Genomic DNA, 18,692 nt, shown 5'->3' with positions numbered 1-18,692 from the left:
CTCGCCCGGTTTCGCGCAGCGACGCACGAATCTGCTAGGGAGTGATTCGTCGCCGAATTCCCATGTCTTCAAGCAGCCCGCCTTGTCCGCCGATCCCCTGCATATCCTGAAAACGGTCTATGGCTATGACGCCTTTCGCGGACCGCAGGCTGACATCGTCCGCCATGTGACGGCCGGCAACAACGCCTTCGTGCTGATGCCGACGGGCGGCGGCAAGTCCCTGTGCTACCAGATTCCGGCAATGGCGCGCCCCGGCATGGGTCTGGTCGTCTCGCCGCTGCTGGCCCTCATGGCCGATCAGGTAGCGGCCCTGCGCCAGGCGGGCGTCAAGGCCGCGGCCTTCAATTCCGACCTGCCCAGCGACGAGCGCCGCGCTTTGTGGCGGGATGTGGCCATGGGCGCGCTCGACTTACTTTATATGGCGCCGGAGACGCTGCTCAGACCTGAAATCATGGAGCGCCTCAGCCGAGTGCCGCTGTCGCTGATCGCCATCGACGAGGCGCATTGCCTATCGCAGTGGGGTCACGACTTCCGCCCCTCTTACCAGCAACTCGACGCGCTGGTAGCGGCGTTTCCCGACACGCCGCGGATGGCGCTGACGGCCACCGCCGATGCGCCGACACGGGCCGAGATTCTTGCGCATCTGCGGATTTCCGAAAGCGACGCCTTCATCGCCGGCTTCGACCGCCCCAACATCCGCTATGAAATCCGCGAGAAGGACGACCCGCGGGGGCAGTTGGCGCGCTTCCTGAAAGACCATGCCGGCGAAAGCGGCATCGTCTATTGCCTGTCGAAACGGAAGACGGAAGAGACCGCCGCCTGGCTTTGCGCCCAGGGCTACGACGCCCTTCCCTTTCACGGCGGCATGGACAGGGCCGCGCGCCAGGCCAACCAGACGCGCTTCCAGAACGACGAGGCCGTCGTCATGGTCGCCACCATCGCCTTCGGCATGGGCATCGACAAGCCGGACGTGCGCTTTGTCGCCCATATCGACCTGCCGGGCAGCATCGAGGCGTACTATCAGGAGACCGGGCGCGCCGGGCGCGACGGCCTGCCCTCCGATGCGCTGATGCTCTACGGCTCCGAGGACGTGGCGCTGCGCAGCCGCTTCATCGAGGAGTCGGAAGCGCCCGAGCAGCGCAAGCGCATGGAGCGGCAGAAGCTCGACGCACTGCTCGGGCTTGCCGAAACGGCGACCTGTCGCCGCCAGGCGCTGCTCTCCTATTTCGGCGACCGCTGCGAGCCTTGCGGCAACTGCGACACCTGCGCCGAGCCGCCGCGCCTGTTCGACGGAACCATCGCGGCGCAGAAAGCGCTTTCCTGTATCCACCGGACTGGCGAACGCTTCGGCCAGGCCTATGTCGTCGACGTTCTTCTGGGCGTCGAAGACGAGCGCATCCTTCGCTTCGGCCATGACGGCATTTCCACCTTTGGCATCGGCAAGGAGCACGACAACCGCACGTGGCGGGCGATCCTGCGCCAGCTGGTCGCGCTCAGGCTGATCGATGTCGATCTCGCCGGCCACGGCGGCCTGTCGATTTCAGAGGCGGGCCGGCGGTTCCTGCGCGAAAAGCAGACCCTCATGCTGCGCGTGCCGGCGGCACCGCGGGCGCGGCAGGGGAAAGTTTCGCGCCAGCAGGCGTCGGCCGATCTGCCCGACACCGATCGCGCGTTGTTCCAGGCGTTGCGGGAAAAGCGCATGGAGATCGCCCGCGCGCAGAACGTGCCGCCCTACGTGATTTTCCATGACAGGACGCTAATTGAAATCGCCGCCGCGCGTCCTACGTCGCGCCGCGAGATGGCGGCCGTTCCCGGTGTCGGCGAGGCCAAGCTGGAGCGTTATGGTCCTGCTTTCCTGTCAGTGATCGCCGAGCACGCGAACTGACCGGCGCATGCCAATATTTCCATATTTAGCCGGCTTATTATAGGTTGGCGAGTTGGGAGACATCGACGGCGGAGAGGCATTATTCCTCCGGGAGCACTTCGAAAAATCGCGTGCTTTCAGTCCTGCTTGAGGCGTCGGCACAACTCGTCGAGCTGCTCCAGCGTGCGGTAGCCGATGCGAACCTCACCGCCCCGGTCCTTGTGCGCCACCTGCACCTTCATGCCAAGCGTGTCCGACAGGAGCTTTTCCAGGGCCAGCGTGTCGGCATCCTTTTCGGCCGGCGCGCCGGGCTTGGCTTCGCGCTGTGCGGCAGCTGGCATCTGCGCCAACGCTTCCGCCTGGCGCACGGACAGGCCCTCCTCGACGATCCGCTTGGCCAAGCCTGCCGGGTCCTCCGCCGTGACCAGCGTGCGGGCATGGCCGGCCGACAGCGCGCCGTCCACCAGCATGTCGCGGATGACGGGCGGCAGCTTCAGAAGCCGCAGCGTGTTGGCGACATGGCTGCGGCTCTTGCCGATCACCTGGCCGAGGTCGGCCTGGCTGTAGCCATGCTCGTCGATCAGCTGCTGGTAGCCTTGCGCTTCCTCGACGGGATTCAGGTCGGCGCGCTGGACATTCTCGATGATCGCCAGTTCGAGCGCCGTCCGGTCACTGACCTCACGAACGATGATTGGGATCTCCGTCAGCCCGGCGCGTTGCGCCGCGCGCCAGCGCCGCTCACCAGCGATGATCTCATAGCGCCCGGATTGCGACGGGGAAGGACGCACAACCACAGGCTGGACGATGCCGTGTTCGCGGATCGACTGCGCCAGATCCGTCAGATCGGCCTCGGCGAAGCTGCGGCGCGGATTCTTCGGGTTCGCCGAAACGAATTCGATCGGCGCCTTGCCATCGGCCGCCGCGCGCTTTTCCGGAGCGGGAGCAGGGCGGTCCATTTCCCCGATCAGCGCGGCAAGGCCTCGCCCGAGCCGCTTTCTAGAAGGATCTTCATTCATTCTTGAATCGTTCCGGTGTCGAATCGTTTATGCGGCACGCAACCGGCGCTCGCGGCGGATAACCTCGGACGCCAGTTGCAGATAGGCTTGGCTGCCCGAGCATTTGAGGTCGTACAGGATCGCCGGCTTGCCGTAGGACGGCGCTTCCGAGACCCGCACGTTGCGCGGAATGACCGTCTCATAGACCTTGTCGCCCATATGCGCGCGCACGTCCTGCACCACCTGGTTGGCGAGATTGTTGCGGCCATCGAACATCGTCAGAACGATGCCCTGGATCGTCAGGTCCGGATTGATGGAACCCCGCACCTGCTCGACGGTTTCGAGCAACTGGCTAAGGCCCTCGAGGGCAAAAAACTCGCATTGCAGTGGCACCAGCACCGAATCGGCAGCCGCCATGGAATTGAGCGTGAGCAGGTTGAGCGAAGGTGGGCAGTCGATCAGCACATAGCTGAACATGCCCGACCGCTGGGCCGCGTCGCGCAACGCGTTGCGCAGCCTGAGCACCCGGTCTGGTGCCGAAGCGATCTCCATTTCGATGCCAAGAAGATCGAGCGTGGACGGCACGATCGACAGACCCGGGACAGCCGTCGGCATCGCCGCCGCCTCGATATCCAGTTCACCCGTCAGCACGTCATAGGAGGAGACTGTGCGGTCGCGGCGATCGATGCCGAGGCCGGTACTGGCGTTGCCTTGCGGATCGAGATCGACGATCAGCACGCGCTCGCCGATCGCGGCCAGCGCCGTGGCGAGATTGATCGCCGTCGTCGTCTTGCCGACGCCGCCCTTCTGGTTGGCGACAGTGATGATCCTGGGTGCGGTCATGCTCATCATATATCAGAACTGCATATATCAGGACTCGACCCGGTGAAGATTGGATATCTCGAGGATAACGCCGTCCGGATCGATCAGACTCGGATGTTGTAACAGATCGAAGGACCAGCGGTGAACGCTTTCTTCGATCTCGCGCCGGTAATCCCGGCCTTTGTGAAACAGCGCGGTGGCGCCTGCCGACAACCAGGGGAAAGCAAGGTTCAGTAGGACGTCGAGGGAAGCCAGCGCACGCGCTGTGACGACCTGCGGCTGGGTCACGGCAGCCGGGGCGTCCTCGATGCGAAGCGGGACGACGCGCGCGGGCAGTGCGAAATGACTGATCGCGGCCTGCAAAAAGCCGGCCTTCTTTCGGTTGCTTTCAACCAGTTCGACGAAACCGCCGCGTTCCTTTTCAATGAGCGCGACAATCAGACCGGGAAAGCCACCACCGGAGCCGAGATCCAGCCATCGCTGCGCTTGCGGCCGCAATACCGCCAGCTGCGCACTGTCGAGGATATGCCGCGACCAGAGATCCGATTCGGTGGATCGAGCCGCAAGATTGATGCGCTGGTTCCATTTGCGAAAAAGCGCTTCGAATTCGACAAAGCGGTCGAATGTTTCACGTGAAACGGGACCAGCGACCCTTTGCAGTCCTTCAAGAGACTGCAGGCTCACGCCGCGCCCCTATCGGCCAGTTCACTGGCGCGCACATGCGCGACGATGAGCGCCAGCGCCGCCGGCGTCATGCCCTCCATGCGTTGCGCGTCCGCCACCGAGCGCGGGCGCCGCTCGCGCATCTTCTGTCGCAATTCGTTGGATAGGCCGGGCACGGTCGAAAAATCCAGTGAGGCCGGGATGGCACGCGCTTCTTCCTGCTGCAATTGCGCGACGTCGGCCTTCTGACGCTCCAGATAGACGGAATATTTCGCTTCTGTTTCAAGAGCTTCCGCCGTCTTGGCGTCGATCTTTGCGAAGGCAGGATCGACGCCGGCAAGCCACGCCACGTCCACACCGGGCCGCGCAAGCAGATCGTAGCCGGAGCGGCGTACGCCATCCTGGTTGATTTCCAGTCCGTGGCGCGCCACTTCATTGGGCGTCAACTGCAAGGACAGCGCCAGCGACCGCGCCTCATCGATCCGCGCCTTCACTTGGCTGTAGCGTCCAGTCCGCTCGCTTGAGACAATACCCAGCGCGATCGCCTTCGGCGTCAACCGCTCGTCCGCATTGTCGGCGCGCAGCGATAATCTGAACTCGGCCCGCGACGTGAACATCCGATAGGGTTCCTTGATGCCACGGCTTATGAGGTCGTCGATCATCACCCCGATGTAAGCCTCGCTGCGGCTGATCAGGACCGGCTCCGACCGGGACGCGGACCTTGCCGCGTTGAGGCCGGCGAGCAAACCCTGCGCGGCAGCCTCCTCATAGCCGGTGGTGCCGTTGATCTGCCCAGCCAGGAACAATCCCCGGACTTTCGCAGTCTCCAGCGTCGGTTCCAGCTCGCGCGGATCGATATGGTCGTACTCGATGGCATAGCCTGGCTGCAGCATGACGGCCCGCTCGAGCCCCGGGATGGTCTTGAGCAATTCGAACTGCGCATCCTGCGGAAGCGACGTGGAGATGCCGTTCGGATAGATGGTGTGATCGTCGAGGCCCTCCGGCTCCAGGAACACCTGATGGCCTTCGCGATCGCCGAACTTGACGATCTTGTCCTCGATCGACGGACAATAGCGCGGACCGATGCCTTCGATCGACCCCGAATACATCGCCGACCGGCCGAGATTGGCCCGGATGACAGCGTGGGTATCGGGCGTCGTCCGTGTTATCCCGCACTCGACCTGCGGGGTCGTGATCCGGTCCGTCAGCAAGGAGAAAGGTACGGGCTCGTCATCGCCCGGCTGCATGTCGAGCGAGGCCCAGCCGATGGTGCGGCCATCGAGGCGAGGGGGCGTGCCGGTCTTCAGGCGACCTAGCCGAAAGCCGGCCCGGGTCAACGTTGTCGACAAGCCTGCGGAGGCTTGTTCGTTCATCCGTCCGGCAACGATCTTGCGTTCACCTATGTGGATCAGCCCGCGTAGGAACGTCCCGGTGGTGAGCACGACGGCGCCGCAAGACAGCCTCTGACCATCGGCCAGCATGACCGCTGCGACCTGTCCGCCAGTGATCTCGAAATCGACCGCCTCGCCCTCGATGACCTCAAGGCCTTTCTGTTCCTGAATGGCAGCCTGCATCGCCAAACGGTACAGCTTGCGATCGGCCTGGGCACGCGGACCGCGCACAGCCGGCCCTTTGCGCCGGTTCAGCAAACGAAACTGGATCCCGGCGGCATCCGCCACACGGCCCATCAGCCCGTCCATGGCATCGATCTCCCGCACCAGATGGCCTTTCCCAAGGCCACCGATCGCAGGGTTGCAGCTCATCACGCCGATCGTATCGAAACGCAGCGTCACCAAGGCCGTCCGTGCGCCGGAACGTGCTGCCGCGCTCGCGGCCTCGCAACCGGCATGCCCACCGCCGATGACGACGACGTCGTAGTTTCCAGTCATGGTCCTTCCATCCTTGGGCGCGACACTTGGGCGTCGGCCACGCTCCTGTCAAGCCAGCCGTTTCACGTGAAACAATCTCGATCGCGATGTTTCACGTGAATCATCGCTCAATAGCGCGACTCTGTTTCACGTGAATCACTTGCCGATGCAGAACTGTCCGAAAATCACGTCGAGAAGGTCTTCCACGTCGACCGCCCCAACAATCCGACCCAACCGATCCGTGGCCAGACGCAGCATCTCTGCCTGCACATCGCGTTCCTCATATCGCTCCACCGCCTGGCGTAGAAACCCAAGCGTATCCCTGAGCAATTCGACATGCCTGAGGCGCGACGGAAGGATGTCTCCGGCGCTTTCGACCTGAGCTTTCGCGCGGCGCGCGATCTCATCCGTCAGCTCAGTCAAGCCGGCGCCGGTTCTAGCCGATAGGACGAGTTCGTAGGGCTTGTCCCGGCCTGAGGGTTCGAGGTCCGCTTTTGTCCCGATGTGCAGGATTGGCACGGATCCAACCCCTGCTGGATCGATCTGATCGGCCCCGGCCATATCATGCAGCAACAGCACCAGATGCGCATCGCGGGCGCGGGTTTTCGCCCTTTCGATACCGATCGCTTCGACCGCGCCTGCGGCTTCCCGCAATCCTGCCGTGTCGACAATGCGTACATAAAGTCCGTTCAGGTCGAGCGAAACCTCCAGCAGGTCGCGCGTCGTGCCGGGTTCGTCCGTGACAATGGCCACGTCACGCCGGGCCAATGCGTTGAGAAGGCTGGATTTGCCGGCATTGGGTGGCCCTAGAATCACGACCTCGAAGCCATCGCGGATGATCTCGGCAGCCCGAAACCCCTCGACATGCGACTCAATCTCTCCGATCAGGATGCCCATATCCGCCGTGACCGCATCGGCGACCGAACCGGGCACATCGTCTTCGTCGGCGAAATCGATCTCCGCTTCGATCATCGCGCGCGCGTGAATGAGCCGCTTGCGCCAGCTTTGGTAAAGGCGACCCTGTGCGCCATCGGCATTGCCCGCCGCAAAGCGCCGCTGCGCTTCCGTCTCGGCATTGATGAGATCCGCAAGCGCCTCGGTTTGCGGAAGATCGAGCTTTCCGTTCAGAAAGGCGCGCCGGGTGAATTCGCCGGCCTCCGCATGGCGGACCCCTTCGAATGCCGTCAACCGATCCAGCAGAGCGGAAACCGACGCCTTGCCACCATGAACCTGGAATTCCGCTACATCCTCGCCGGTAAAACTGTTGGGTCCGGGGAAGAAAAGGACGATCCCATGATCGATAGTGCCACCGTCGGCATCACGCAACCGGCGAAAGACGGCGACGCGCGGTTCAGGAAGGATTCCGGCAATCGTTTCGATAACGAATCGAGTTTCGGGGCCGGAAACGCGGACGACCGCGACGCCCGCCGGCAAGCGGCCGCTCGACAATGCGACAATGGAATCGGAGAAGATCATTTGCCTGCCCGGCTGGTCCGCCCTACGTTCAGTTCTCAGCGGAGATAAATATCACTCATGCCCCTGCCTCCGGAAAACCTGCTGGCCCGCGAGGCGAGCCCCTACCTGCGCCAGCATGCCGACAACCCCGTGCATTGGCGGCCCTGGTCGCGGCAAGCCCTCGCCGAAGCCGAGGCGACCGGCAAGCCCGTTCTCGTTTCGATCGGCTATGCCGCGTGCCACTGGTGCCACGTCATGGCGCATGAAAGCTTCGAGAACGCCGAAGTCGCCGACGTCATGAACCGGCTGTTCGTCAATATCAAGGTCGACCGGGAGGAACGGCCGGACATCGACCAGATCTACATGGCTGCGCTTGCCGCCATGGGAGAGCAGGGCGGCTGGCCGCTCACCATGTTCCTGACGCCGCAGGGAAAGCCGTTCTGGGGTGGAACCTACTTCCCGCGCGAACCGCGCTACGGCCGGCCAGGCTTCATCCAGGTGCTGCAAGCGGTCGACAAGGCGTGGCGGGACAAGGCCGAAAGCCTTGCCCAAAGCGCCGACGCGCTGATCGCGCATGTCGATGCCCAGCTATCGGCAAACGCCGGCAAGACGCAACTCGGTCCCGGAAGCCTCACCGCTTTGGCCGAGGGCATAGGCGGCATGATGGATGGCGAACGTGGCGGCTTGCGCGGCGCACCGAAGTTCCCGAACACGCCCTTCATTCACACGCTTTGGTTGTCATGGTTAGCTTCCAGCAACCAGCAGCATCGCGACGCCGTCCTGATCAGCCTGGAAGCCATGCTTTCCGGCGGCATATACGACCATATTGGCGGCGGGCTCAGCCGATACTCGACCGACGCTGAATGGTTGGTGCCGCATTTCGAGAAAATGCTCTACGACAACGCCCAGTTGCTGCGCCTGTGCAACTGGGCCTATGCCGCGACCGGAAAGAAACTGTTCCGGACCCGAATCGAAGAAACCATCGATTGGCTCCTGCGCGAGATGCGAACCGGTGACGGTGCCTTCGCCGCCAGCCTGGACGCCGACAGCGATGGAGAAGAAGGGCTTTTCTACACCTGGACGCGGACGGAGGTCGACGCGACCGTCGATCCGGCCGATTTCGACCGATTCTTCTCCCTCGCCAGCCCGCCCGGATGGGAAGGCAGTCCCATCATCTTCCAGACCGCCGACCAGCGCGAGCGCAGCCTTCAAGAGCCAGAACGCGTCCGGACGTTGAAAAGCGCGCTGCTCTCGGCGCGCGAACCCCGTGCCAGGCCGGGTCGCGACGACAAGATCCTGGCCGACTGGAACGGGCTCGCTATCGTCGCCCTTGCCGAATGCGGCCGCAGTCTCGATCGGCCGGACTGGATCGAAGCGGCGCAAGCGGCATTTGCCCACATCCTCGCTGCGCGCGCGCAAGATCGGCTACCGCATTCCATCCTGGGTCCGGCGCGATTGTATCCCGCCCTCTCCAGCGACTACGCCGCCATGGCCAACGCCGCCATCGCACTATTCGAGGCAACCCTCGAGCAGGACTACGTCGCAACGGCAGGTGCACTGCTCGAACAGCTCGATGCCTGGTACCGCGACGAGGAGGGTACAGGGTATTATCTGACAGCCTCAGACAGCATGGATGTACCGCTTCGCGTTCGCGGCGACGTCGACGACGCGATCCCGTCGGCGACGGCGCAGATCATCGAAGCGCAAGTCCGCTACGCCAGCCTGACCGGCGACGCCGCTTTGGCCGAGCAAGCCTATCTGGTCGCCGAACATGCCGCAGGCCGCATCGCCAGACAGGCCTATGGCCAGGCCGGCATCGTCAACGCCTGCGCCATGGCGATCGAACCGATGAAACTCGTCGTGATCGATACACCAGAAGCACCAAGGCTCGTTCCGGTGGCGAATCGGAATCCGGATCCGCGCCGCGTCGATATCCTGCTCACAGTTGGAACGGAGGCGAATCGACCGCTTCTGCCGGGAAACGTCATGCCGCCCGTGGACAGACCAGGCGCTTATCTGTGCACCGGACAGGTTTGCCTGCCGCCGGTCACCGATCCGGGCGAACTGAACGAGCTCCTGCGCCGCCGGTGATCTCCAACATCTCGACCCACGCATCAGGAACCAAAACAAAACGGCCGCTTGCGCGGCCGTTCTTCATTCCAAGATACGTGCCTCGCGGCGCGGGCTCAGGTGTTCATCGAATCGAAGAAATCCGCATTCGTCTTGGTCTGCTTGAGCTTGTCGATGAGGAACTCGATCGCATCGGTCGTGCCCATCGGCGCCAGGATGCGGCGCAGGACGAAGATCTTCTGCAGGTCCGCGCGGGGAACGAGCAGGTCTTCCTTGCGCGTGCCGGACTTGAGGATGTCCATGGCCGGATAGATGCGCTTGTCCGCCACCTTGCGGTCGAGCTGGATCTCGCAGTTACCGGTGCCCTTGAACTCCTCGAAGATCACTTCGTCCATGCGGCTGCCGGTGTCGATCAGCGCGGTGGCGATGATGGTGAGCGAGCCGCCTTCCTCGATGTTGCGCGCCGCGCCGAAGAAGCGCTTCGGCCGCTGCAGCGCATTGGCGTCGACACCGCCGGTCAGCACCTTGCCGGAAGAGGGGACGACGGTGTTGTAGGCACGACCGAGGCGCGTGATCGAATCGAGCAGGATGACCACGTCGCGGCCGTGCTCGACCAGTCGCTTGGCCTTCTCGATCACCATTTCGGCGACCTGCACGTGGCGCGCCGCCGGCTCGTCGAAGGTCGAGGAAATCACCTCGCCCTTGACCGAACGCTGCATGTCGGTGACTTCCTCCGGCCGCTCGTCGATCAAAAGCACGATCAGATAGCATTCCGGATGGTTCGTCGTGATCGAGTGCGCGATGTTCTGCATCAGCACCGTCTTGCCGGTGCGCGGCTGCGCGTTGATCAGCGCGCGCTGCCCCTTACCGATCGGCGCCACCAGGTCGATAACGCGCGGCGAAATATCTTTGCCAGCCGGCGCTTCCGTTTCCATCTTCAGCCGCTCCGTCGGGTAGAGCGGCGTCAGGTTGTCGAAGTGGATCTTGTGGCGGATCTTCTCGGGATCGTCGAAATTGATGGTGTTGACCTTGAGCAGCGCGAAATAGCGTTCGCCTTCTTTCGGGCTGCGGATCGGTCCTTCCACCGTATCGCCGGTCTTCAGCGAGAAGCGGCGGATCTGCGAGGGCGAGATGTAGATGTCGTCCGGACCCGGCAGGTAGTTGGCGTTGGCCGAGCGCAGGAAGCCGAAGCCGTCCTGCAGCACTTCCACCACGCCGTCGCCGATGATCTCGACGTCCTGCGCCGCCAGTTTCTTCAGGATCGCGAACATCAGTTCCTGCTTGCGCATGACGCTGGCGTTCTCGACCTCGAGCGATTCGGCATAAGCGATCAGCTCAGGCGGTTTCTTGTTCTTGAACTCTGCGAGTTTCATTTCCTGCATAGGCGGACTCTGAATAGGCAATGGGAGAAAGATCGACGGAATGCGACGATTGCCGACGCGGCCGCAAGCAGACAAAGGCGGGCGCATGGCGGGAGGAAGACCCGTCTTTTATCGCCGGCCCCTGCAAAGAGCAAGCGGGCTTTTCACCGGGGTCGTTGCGCTCAGAACGGCTTCACGATCACCAAGATGACGATGACGATCATCAACAATGTGGGGATTTCGTTGACGATCCGCCAGTGCCGCGCCGGCTTTTCGTTACGATCCTGCGAAAATTTGCGCACCGCCGCCGACAGATAGCCGTGCACGGCCGACAGCGCGATGACGGCGGCAAGCTTGGCATGCAGCCAGCCGTCGGAGAACCAGTGCCCCTTCCAGGCAAGCCACAGGCCGAACGCCCAGGCAACCACCATAGCCGGGTTGATGATGCCGCGCAGCAGGCGCCGTTCCATCACCTTGAACGTCTCGGACTGGACCGAGCCTGTCTCCGCCTCGGCGTGATAGACGAACAACCGCGGCAGGTAGAGCATGCCGGCCATCCAGGAAATGACGGCGATAACATGGATGGCCTTGGCCCAGGGATAGAAATCGTCCGGGCCGAACAGGAACAGCAGGCCTGCCAGGACGAGGAAGATGACAATGGCAATCGCCGCCCGCTTCAGCGCGGTCGCTCCGCTGTCCGCCGTTCCGCTGCCGCTCGTCATCGCACCGCGCTCCGCACCTGCCTTACCATCGCCTCGACATGGGCGATCGGCGTCTCCGGCACGATCCCGTGACCGAGATTGAAGATCAGCGGACCATTGCCGAGCGCCTTCAGGATGGCATCCACTCCGTCTTCGAGCGCCCGCCCGCCGGCCACCAGCCGCAACGGATCGAGATTGCCCTGCACTGCGCCTTCGCGCTGCAAGGCCTGCGCCGCCGTCAACGAAACGGTCCAGTCGAGCCCCAACCCGTCCACGCCGGTCTTTTGACGATAGGAGGCATAACCGGCGCCGGCGCCCTTCGGGAAGCCGATCACCGGCACATCGGGATGCGCCGCCTTCACCCGCGCCACGATCTCCCTGACCGGTTCCACGCAGAAGGCCTCAAATGAAGCCTCGTCGAGCACGCCCGCCCATGAATCGAAGATCTGCACCGCATCGGCGCCCGCTTCGATCTGCCGGATCAGATAGTCAGCCGACTGTGCCGCGAGCAGTCCAAGCAGCTTACGAAAGGCTTCCGGCTCCCGATAGGCGAACAGTCTCGCCGGCGCCTGGTCCGGCGTGCCGTGGCCGGCGATCATGTAGGTCGCCACCGTCCAAGGTGCCCCGCAGAAGCCGATCAGCGTCGTCTCGGCCGGCAGTTTCTGCCGCAATTGCCGCACCGTTTCATAGACCGGTGCCAGATTCACGTGAAACGCTTCCGTCTCCAGTGCGTCTATCTCACGTGCCGTTATCGGCATCATCTGCGGGCCGCGGCCTTCCTCGAAGCGCAGCATCCGGCCCAGCGCATGGGGCACGACAAGGATATCGGAAAACAGGATGGACACGTCAAAGCCGAATCGCTCGATCGGCTGCAAGGTCACCTCGACGGCCAGATCCGGATCGTAGCAGAGATCGAGGAACGATCCCGCGCGCTTGCGGCTCTCACGGTACTCAGGGAGATAACGGCCGGCCTGCCGCATCATCCAAAGGGGCGGCGGAAACACCGTCTCGCCCTTCAGCACCCTCAGCACTGTCCGTTCCGGTGCCATCGCGCTCGCTTTCACAAGGTGTCCTTAAATCAAAGAAAAGAGATTTTAAGGAATCTTCTGATTCTAAGAGTCTGTTTGAATCGGGAATGCGCAGCTGTCCAGTTCCGGCGCCTTAAAGTCCAGTCGCCATAGTGTCGCGACCAGGATTTCGCCTTCGGGAAAAGACGGTGGATGGCCAGGAATCACAAAGAAAATACAAAGCCTTGAGCCCGCCTCCATAGGCTGTGGCCTGTGGATAGTGCAGGAACGGTTCGGCTCGTCCCCGAACTTGTCCCCACCCAGCCGGAGGATACCGATCCGGCCTCGATTGTGGACAAATCGGCTTCTGATACAGTCGCCTTGGCGGCGGCCGTCCGGCTCTCCCGCTTTGTCCACACCGGCCCACAGGGTGCAAAGAAGATCGTGAACAAACCGCAAAGCTTCTTCCATCTGCACCTGATTTCGGATGCGACCGGCGAGACTCTGCTGGCCGCCGGCCGCGCCGCGTCGGCGCAGTACAAGGATGCGCGCGCCATCGAGCACATCTATCCGCTGATCCGCACGGACAAGCAGTTGATGAAGGTGTTCGAGGATATCGAGGAGGAACCGGGCATCGTCCTCTACACGGTGGTCGACCAGGCCTTGGCGCATCGCATCGACGAGCGCTGCGCGGCCATGGGCCTGCCCTGCGTTTCGGTGCTGGAGCCGGTGCTGACGGTCTTCCAGTCCTATCTCGGCACGCCGGCCGGCCGCCGCGTCGGCGCCCAGCATGTGCTCGACGCCGACTATTTCCGCCGTATCGATGCGCTGAACTTCACGATGGAGCACGACGACGGCCAGCTCCAGCACGATCTCGACGAGGCCGACATCGTGCTGATCGGCATCTCGCGCACGTCGAAGACGCCGACCAGCATCTATCTCGCCAATCGTGGCATCAAGACCGCCAACATCCCCATCGTGCTCGGCGTGCCGATGCCGCAAAGCCTGATCGAGCTGAAAGGCCCGCTGGTCGTCGGCCTCGTCGCCACCGCCGAACGCATCTCGCATGTGCGCCAGAACCGCCTGCTCGGCACCACGCCGGGCTACGATTCGGCGACCTATGTCGATCGCGCCACGATTGCCGAAGAACTCGCCTATGCCCGCCAGCTTTGCGCGCGCCATGGCTGGCCGCTGATCGACGTCAGCCGCCGCTCGATCGAGGAGACGGCGGCCGCGATCCTGGGACTGCGCGGCAAGGGGCGGTAGCGGCCGGAGCAATTCCAGGAAAAGTGGGAACCGGTTTTCCGTCCGGACTTGTGAGGAAAGAATCTATTCCGCCGCCAATGCCGTCACTTCCCGCCTGAACGGCAGGGCGTCGCCGATGTCCGGTTCGTCCAGCTCGCGCGCGAAGCGGTGGCCGGCATAGGTGGCCCACGCGATGGGTCCGGGCGCCTCGGCATCGCCGATCACCCTGATCGAGCGGATGCCGTTGTCGGCCCATTCGCCGCGGCGGCCCTTCAGCTCCTGCCACAACGCGTCGTTCTGTTGGCGCGAGGCCACCAGCACCACCGCATCGGCATCCATCTCCTGTTCGGTGCCGGTATAGACGCAGGCCGTCTTGACGCCGCCGCCGGCGATCCGCGTCACGGAACGGTTCAGCACGATCTCGACGCCCAGTTCGGCCAGCCTGCGATGGATGGCGCCCTGTTCCAGCGTGTTGCGGGTCCAGTCCGAGACATAGGCGGAAGGCGTCACCAACGTGACCTTCGCGCCCTGCCGCGCCATTAGTTCCGCCAGCACGCCGCCCATATAGTAATGGTCGTCGTCGAACAGCACGACGTTGCCGGAAGGCGCCTTGCCGTCCATCAGGTCGTCGGGGGTGTAGACAGGCATGGCGGGGTCAATCGGCATCGGCACGACATGGGCGCGCGCCACGCCGTCGCGTCGCCATGTCGAGCCGGTGGCAATCGCCACGTTCTGGAAGCCGAAGGCGAGGATGTCGTCGGCGGTGAGCCGGCTGTCGAAATAGACGTCGACATTCGCCATCTTGCCGATCTGGTACTGGCGATAGTCGCGCACGCGGCCCCAGGCCGAGAGCCCCGGCAGCCTGCATTCGCGCGCCACGCGTCCGCCAAGCTCGGTGCCGGCTTCGGCCAGCGCCACCTGATAGCCGCGCAAGCCCAACGCCCGTGCCGCTTCCAGTCCGGCCGGACCGGCGCCGACGATCAGCACGCTCTCGCTGTCACCCTTGGCCTGCATGCGTTCGGGGTGCCAGCCCTTGCGCCACTCCTCCATGAAGGTCGGGTTCTGCGTGCAGCGCGAGATCGACATGGTCATGTCGCCGGTGATGCACATGTTGCAACCGATGCACTCGCGGATGTCCTCGATGCGGCCTTCCTCGACCTTCTTCGGCAGGAACGGATCGGCGATGGAAGGCCGGGCGCAGCCGATGAAGTCGAGCGTGCCGGATTTGATCATCCTCACCATGACGTCCGGCGAGGTGAAACGGCCGACGCCGACGACCGGCTTTGACGACAGTTCGCGGATGCCCTTGACCAGCAGCTCCTGCGCAGCCTCTTCCTTGAAGCGCGAGGGGCCGGAGCAATCCTCCCAGGCGCCGTGGGCGAGATCCCAAAGGTCCGGAAGGTCGGCGTTCATTGCGACGAACTCGCGGACCTCAGCGTTGGAAAAACCGAGTTCGCCGATCGTCTCGTCGAGGCTGACGCGCATGGTGATCGCGGTCGTGTCGCCGACCGCCTCGCGGATATCGGCCACCACCTCGCGGGCGAAGCGCGAGCGGTTTTCCAGGCTGCCGCCATATTCGTCGGTGCGCTGGTTGGTGGCACGCGACAGGAAATGCTGGAAGATGCCGAAGCCGTGGGCGCCGTAGAGGCAGATCAGGTCGAAGCCGGCGATCTTCGAGCGCTTCGCCGCGTTGACGAACCAGCGGCGGAGATTTTTGATGTCGGTGAGGTCGAGCGCGCGGGCCTGCACCGGATCGTTGGTGAAGGTGCGGATCGGCAGCGCGGACGGGGCGAGCGGCACTTCCTTGGTATAGAAATTCGGGCCGTTGATGCCGGAATAGGCGAGCTGGATGCCGGCGAGCGCGCCATGCACCTTCATGGCGTCGGACATGCGGCGAAGGCCGGGGATATCCTGGTCCTCCCACAGGCGCAGCTCGATGAAGGGGGTAATCTCCGAGGTGTGGTGCATCTCGGTCTGCTCGGTGAAGATGACGCCCCAGCCGCCCTCGGACTTGATGCCGCGCATGGCCGCCGCCGCAGAAGGATCGCGATAGCCGCCGCCGTTGCAGTGCGGCACCTGGTAGAACCGGTTCTTCGCGACATGCGGGCCAATCTTCATCGGCTCGAACAGGATATCGTAGCGTGGGTCGCGCATGGAAACTCCTCCTGCTGTCGCGGCGGGTCCGGCACGGCGAAGCCGTGGCCGCGGACGTGAAGCCGGATGGCGCCGTCACTCTTAGATTGTGCGACGGAGCGGGAAACAAAAGTTTTCTTCTGCATCGATTAGGAGGGTCCTAATGGGTGCCACCGGCGGTGCGGATTAAGATGCGGCGATGCCGCGCGTCGTCAAAAGCGAGTTTCGGATCGCCGTGGCAGGATGCTAGACATGACCGGAACAAAAGAGGTCGCGAGCATGGACAGCATCGAAATCCTTGAAAGGCTCATCGCCTTCCCGACGGTGAGCCGGGACTCCAACCTCGACCTGATCTCCTACGTGGCCGGCCTGCTCGAGGCCCATGGCATCGCATCGCAGATCATCCACAGCGAGGATGGCCACAAGGCGAACCTCTTTGCCACGATCGGACCGGCGGGTGGCGCCGGCGTCATGCTGTCCGGCCACACCGACGTCGTTCCCGTCGACGGGCAGGACTGGACGCTGCCGCCGTTCGAGATGACCGCGCGCGACGGCAAGCTTTACGGGCGCGGCGCCGCCGACATGAAGGGTTTCGTCGCCAGCGCCCTCGCGGCGGCGCTCAAGGCCGCGAAGATGGAATTGAAGACGCCGCTGCATCTGGCGCTTTCCTACGACGAGGAGATCGGCTGCATCGGCGTGCGCAGCCTGGTCGAGATGCTTCGCGCCGCGCCGCAAAAGCCGGCTTTGTGTATCGTCGGCGAGCCGACGGCGATGCAGGTCGCCACCGGTCACAAGGGCAAGATCGGCGCGCACGCCATCTGCAGGGGGCGGGAAGGCCATTCGGCGCTGGCGCCGCTCGCTCTCAACGCCATCCACCTCGGCTGTGATTTCGTCGCCGCCTTGCGCAAGGAGCAGGAACGGCTGACCCGCGACGGCGCGCGCGACGGTGACTACGACATTCCCTACACCACCGTGCATGTCGGCAGGATGAATGCCGGCGTCGCGCTCAACATCGTGCCGAACCTGTGCCGGATCGATTTCGAGATCCGCAATATCGCCGCCGACAATGCCGAGGCGATCCTTGAACGGATCAGGAAGGAAGCCGCGCGCATCGCCTCCGAGGCGTCTTCCATCGCGCCGGAAGCGGCGATCGACATCGAGGTCTTCAACACCTATCCGGGTCTCGACACGCCGACGAATTCCGAGGCCGTCGCCTTCGTGAAATCGCTCATCGGCGCGAACGGCACCATCAAGGTGGCCTTCGGCACGGAGGGAGGCCTGTTCAGCCGCGATGTCGGCACGCCGACGGTGGTGTGCGGGCCGGGCTCGATGGCGCAGGGCCACAAGCCGGACGAATTCGTCGGCGTCGAACAGATGCGCCGGTGCGACGACATGCTGGACAAGCTCGTGGAGCGGCTCGCCGCCGGTATTGCCTGAAGCATGTCTCCCGAAAGTGGGAACCGGTTTCGGGTACGGAGCGAATCTGAAAGATCGCGACGCGCTTGGGCGGGCAGGGCGGCTGGCCTACCTCACCACGCGCTCGATGCCGAACACGCCCTGCTCGGCGACGAAGCGGCGGCAATGGTCGATGAAGGCCTGCACGGTTTGCGTGCGGTGCTCGGCATTGGGCAGGAGCACGCCCATGGTGAGGGGTCGGATATCGCCCTTGATCGGCACGAACACCAGCGGCTTGCCGTCGGGCGACATGGTGTTGAGCGGGCGCATGTTGGCGATGCCGTAACCGAAGCCGTTGGCCACCATCGAGCGCATCACCGCGATATCGCCGGTGCGCTCGGCGATGTTGGGCCGCAACCCCTTCTGCTGGAAGGTGGAGAGGAAGTATTCGCGGCTGAACGGCAGGTCGAGCAGCACCATCGGCTCGTCTACCAGTTCCTCCGCGGTCAGCACCGTCTTGCCGGCGAAGCGGTGGTTGGCGGGCAGCATGGCGTAGGCGGGCAGCACCATCAGCGGTTCGAAGGTGATGTCCTGCGACAATTCGAGGTCGTAGGTCAGTGCCGCGTCGATCTCGCCGGTCTGCAGCATCTGCAGCAACTGGCCCTGGTCGCGCTCCAGCTGCCTGACGCGCACGTCCGGATAGACCTGCTCGAACTTCAGCCGCAGCGCCGGCAGGACGATCTGCGCGAAGGTCAGCAGGCAGCCGATGGCCAGCGGGCCGCGCACCTTGTCGGCGATGTCGCCGGCGATGTCGTGCAGCGCCTCGGCGTCGGCGAGCAGCCGCGCCGCCTCCTTCAGGAAGACACGCCCGCCGGCCGTCAGCGACAGGCCGTGCGAATGCTTGCGCACGAAGAGCTGGACGCCGAACTCGGTTTCCAGCTGCGCGATGGAGGCCGAGATGGACGGCGGCGAGACGTTGACCTGCTCGGCCGCCTTGGCGATGGAGCCGGCTTCGCCCACGGCGACGAAGTATTCCAGTTGTCTGAGCGTGAAACGGAGCGGCATGAGCCGCACTCTTGCCGCTTCACGGGGCGGCAATCAAGCCGGGGCGGC

14 protein-coding genes are annotated in these 18,692 nt (G+C 64.0%); 4 read left to right on the top strand and 10 right to left on the bottom strand.

Annotated features, from left to right (window positions below):
- The first annotated feature begins 82 nt into the window (after positions 1–82).
- Positions 83–1,885 carry a DNA helicase RecQ gene (gene recQ / locus E6C48_RS12165; RefSeq protein WP_136357525.1) on the top strand — a complete coding sequence of 601 codons (1,803 nt, stop codon included), beginning with the start codon at positions 83–85 and terminating at the stop codon, positions 1,883–1,885.
- A gap of 116 nt (positions 1,886–2,001) precedes the next feature.
- Here the strand turns inward: recQ and E6C48_RS12160 are convergent, their stop codons facing one another.
- From E6C48_RS12160 to mnmE, 5 genes are all read right to left on the bottom strand, one after another.
- Positions 2,002–2,880, bottom strand: coding sequence for a ParB/RepB/Spo0J family partition protein (locus E6C48_RS12160; protein ID WP_136357523.1), 879 nt, complete (start codon positions 2,878–2,880; stop codon positions 2,002–2,004).
- 27 nt (positions 2,881–2,907) lie between these two features.
- Positions 2,908–3,708: a ParA family protein gene (locus E6C48_RS12155; protein ID WP_136357521.1), complete on the bottom strand. Its 801-nt coding sequence runs from the start codon at positions 3,706–3,708 to the stop codon at positions 2,908–2,910.
- 21 nt (positions 3,709–3,729) lie between these two features.
- Positions 3,730–4,365, bottom strand: a complete 636-nt coding sequence (gene rsmG / locus E6C48_RS12150) for a 16S rRNA (guanine(527)-N(7))-methyltransferase RsmG (protein WP_136357519.1) — start codon at positions 4,363–4,365, stop codon at positions 3,730–3,732.
- A complete protein-coding gene (gene mnmG / locus E6C48_RS12145; protein ID WP_136357517.1) occupies positions 4,362–6,233 on the bottom strand; it encodes a tRNA uridine-5-carboxymethylaminomethyl(34) synthesis enzyme MnmG in 1,872 nt (623 codons plus the stop codon). The genes rsmG and mnmG overlap by 4 nt, the downstream gene beginning before the upstream one ends.
- A 135-nt stretch (positions 6,234–6,368) precedes the next feature.
- Positions 6,369–7,688 carry a tRNA uridine-5-carboxymethylaminomethyl(34) synthesis GTPase MnmE gene (gene mnmE / locus E6C48_RS12140; RefSeq protein WP_136357515.1) on the bottom strand — a complete coding sequence of 440 codons (1,320 nt, stop codon included), beginning with the start codon at positions 7,686–7,688 and terminating at the stop codon, positions 6,369–6,371.
- A 57-nt stretch (positions 7,689–7,745) separates the two neighbouring features.
- Between mnmE and E6C48_RS12135 the strand changes: the two genes are divergently transcribed.
- Complete coding sequence (locus E6C48_RS12135; protein WP_136357513.1) at positions 7,746–9,758, top strand: thioredoxin domain-containing protein; 2,013 nt, start codon at positions 7,746–7,748, stop codon at positions 9,756–9,758.
- 95 nt (positions 9,759–9,853) lie between these two features.
- On the opposite strand, the gene rho is transcribed toward E6C48_RS12135, so the two are convergent.
- From rho to hemE, 3 genes are all read right to left on the bottom strand, one after another.
- Entirely contained in the window at positions 9,854–11,119 is a 1,266-nt protein-coding gene (rho, locus tag E6C48_RS12130) for a transcription termination factor Rho (RefSeq protein WP_136357511.1), read from the bottom strand.
- 161 nt (positions 11,120–11,280) lie between these two features.
- Positions 11,281–11,820, bottom strand: coding sequence for a protoporphyrinogen oxidase HemJ (gene hemJ, locus E6C48_RS12125; RefSeq protein ID WP_136357509.1), 540 nt, complete (start codon positions 11,818–11,820; stop codon positions 11,281–11,283).
- Complete coding sequence (gene hemE, locus E6C48_RS12120) at positions 11,817–12,848, bottom strand: uroporphyrinogen decarboxylase (protein ID WP_136357759.1); 1,032 nt, start codon at positions 12,846–12,848, stop codon at positions 11,817–11,819. The genes hemJ and hemE overlap by 4 nt, the downstream gene beginning before the upstream one ends.
- Positions 12,849–13,250: 402 nt before the next feature.
- Here hemE and E6C48_RS12115 point away from each other — a divergent pair, with 402 nt between their 5' ends.
- The gene (locus tag E6C48_RS12115; RefSeq protein WP_136357507.1) at positions 13,251–14,072 is read left to right on the top strand and encodes a pyruvate, water dikinase regulatory protein; all 822 of its coding nucleotides are present in this window, start codon (positions 13,251–13,253) and stop codon (positions 14,070–14,072) included.
- Between the two features lie 63 nt (positions 14,073–14,135).
- On the opposite strand, the gene E6C48_RS12110 is transcribed toward E6C48_RS12115, so the two are convergent.
- Entirely contained in the window at positions 14,136–16,205 is a 2,070-nt protein-coding gene (locus E6C48_RS12110; RefSeq protein ID WP_136357505.1) for an oxidoreductase, read from the bottom strand.
- Between the two features lie 258 nt (positions 16,206–16,463).
- Here E6C48_RS12110 and argE point away from each other — a divergent pair, with 258 nt between their 5' ends.
- The gene (gene argE / locus E6C48_RS12105; RefSeq protein ID WP_136357757.1) at positions 16,464–17,621 is read left to right on the top strand and encodes an acetylornithine deacetylase; all 1,158 of its coding nucleotides are present in this window, start codon (positions 16,464–16,466) and stop codon (positions 17,619–17,621) included.
- Between the two features lie 87 nt (positions 17,622–17,708).
- On the opposite strand, the gene E6C48_RS12100 is transcribed toward argE, so the two are convergent.
- Positions 17,709–18,644 carry a LysR family transcriptional regulator gene (locus E6C48_RS12100; RefSeq protein ID WP_136357503.1) on the bottom strand — a complete coding sequence of 312 codons (936 nt, stop codon included), beginning with the start codon at positions 18,642–18,644 and terminating at the stop codon, positions 17,709–17,711.
- Positions 18,645–18,692: the final 48 nt, after the last annotated feature.

Origin of the sequence: Ollibium composti (genome assembly GCF_004801285.1) — a bacterium.
Taxonomy (GTDB): domain Bacteria; phylum Pseudomonadota; class Alphaproteobacteria; order Rhizobiales; family Rhizobiaceae; genus Mesorhizobium; species Mesorhizobium composti.
The sequence above is the reverse complement of the archived record's forward strand: the minus strand, read 5'-3'. Positions and strand labels throughout refer to the sequence as shown.

Bases quoted from the DNA above. Each gene is read 5' to 3' on its own strand.
- E6C48_RS12160 (WP_136357523.1), bottom strand. From the start codon at position 2,880: ATGAATGAAGATCCTTCTAGAAAGCGGCTCGGGCGAGGCCTTGCCGCG.
- E6C48_RS12155 (WP_136357521.1), bottom strand. From the start codon at position 3,708: ATGAGCATGACCGCACCCAGGATCATCACTGTCGCCAACCAGAAGGGC.
- mnmG (WP_136357517.1), bottom strand. From the start codon at position 6,233: ATGACTGGAAACTACGACGTCGTCGTCATCGGCGGTGGGCATGCCGGT.
- mnmE (WP_136357515.1), bottom strand. From the start codon at position 7,688: ATGATCTTCTCCGATTCCATTGTCGCATTGTCGAGCGGCCGCTTGCCG.
- E6C48_RS12135 (WP_136357513.1), top strand. From the start codon at position 7,746: ATGCCCCTGCCTCCGGAAAACCTGCTGGCCCGCGAGGCGAGCCCCTAC.
- rho (WP_136357511.1), bottom strand. From the start codon at position 11,119: ATGCAGGAAATGAAACTCGCAGAGTTCAAGAACAAGAAACCGCCTGAG.
- hemJ (WP_136357509.1), bottom strand. From the start codon at position 11,820: ATGACGAGCGGCAGCGGAACGGCGGACAGCGGAGCGACCGCGCTGAAG.
- hemE (WP_136357759.1), bottom strand. From the start codon at position 12,848: ATGGCACCGGAACGGACAGTGCTGAGGGTGCTGAAGGGCGAGACGGTG.
- E6C48_RS12110 (WP_136357505.1), bottom strand. From the start codon at position 16,205: ATGCGCGACCCACGCTACGATATCCTGTTCGAGCCGATGAAGATTGGC.
- argE (WP_136357757.1), top strand. From the start codon at position 16,464: ATGGACAGCATCGAAATCCTTGAAAGGCTCATCGCCTTCCCGACGGTG.
- E6C48_RS12100 (WP_136357503.1), bottom strand. From the start codon at position 18,644: ATGCCGCTCCGTTTCACGCTCAGACAACTGGAATACTTCGTCGCCGTG.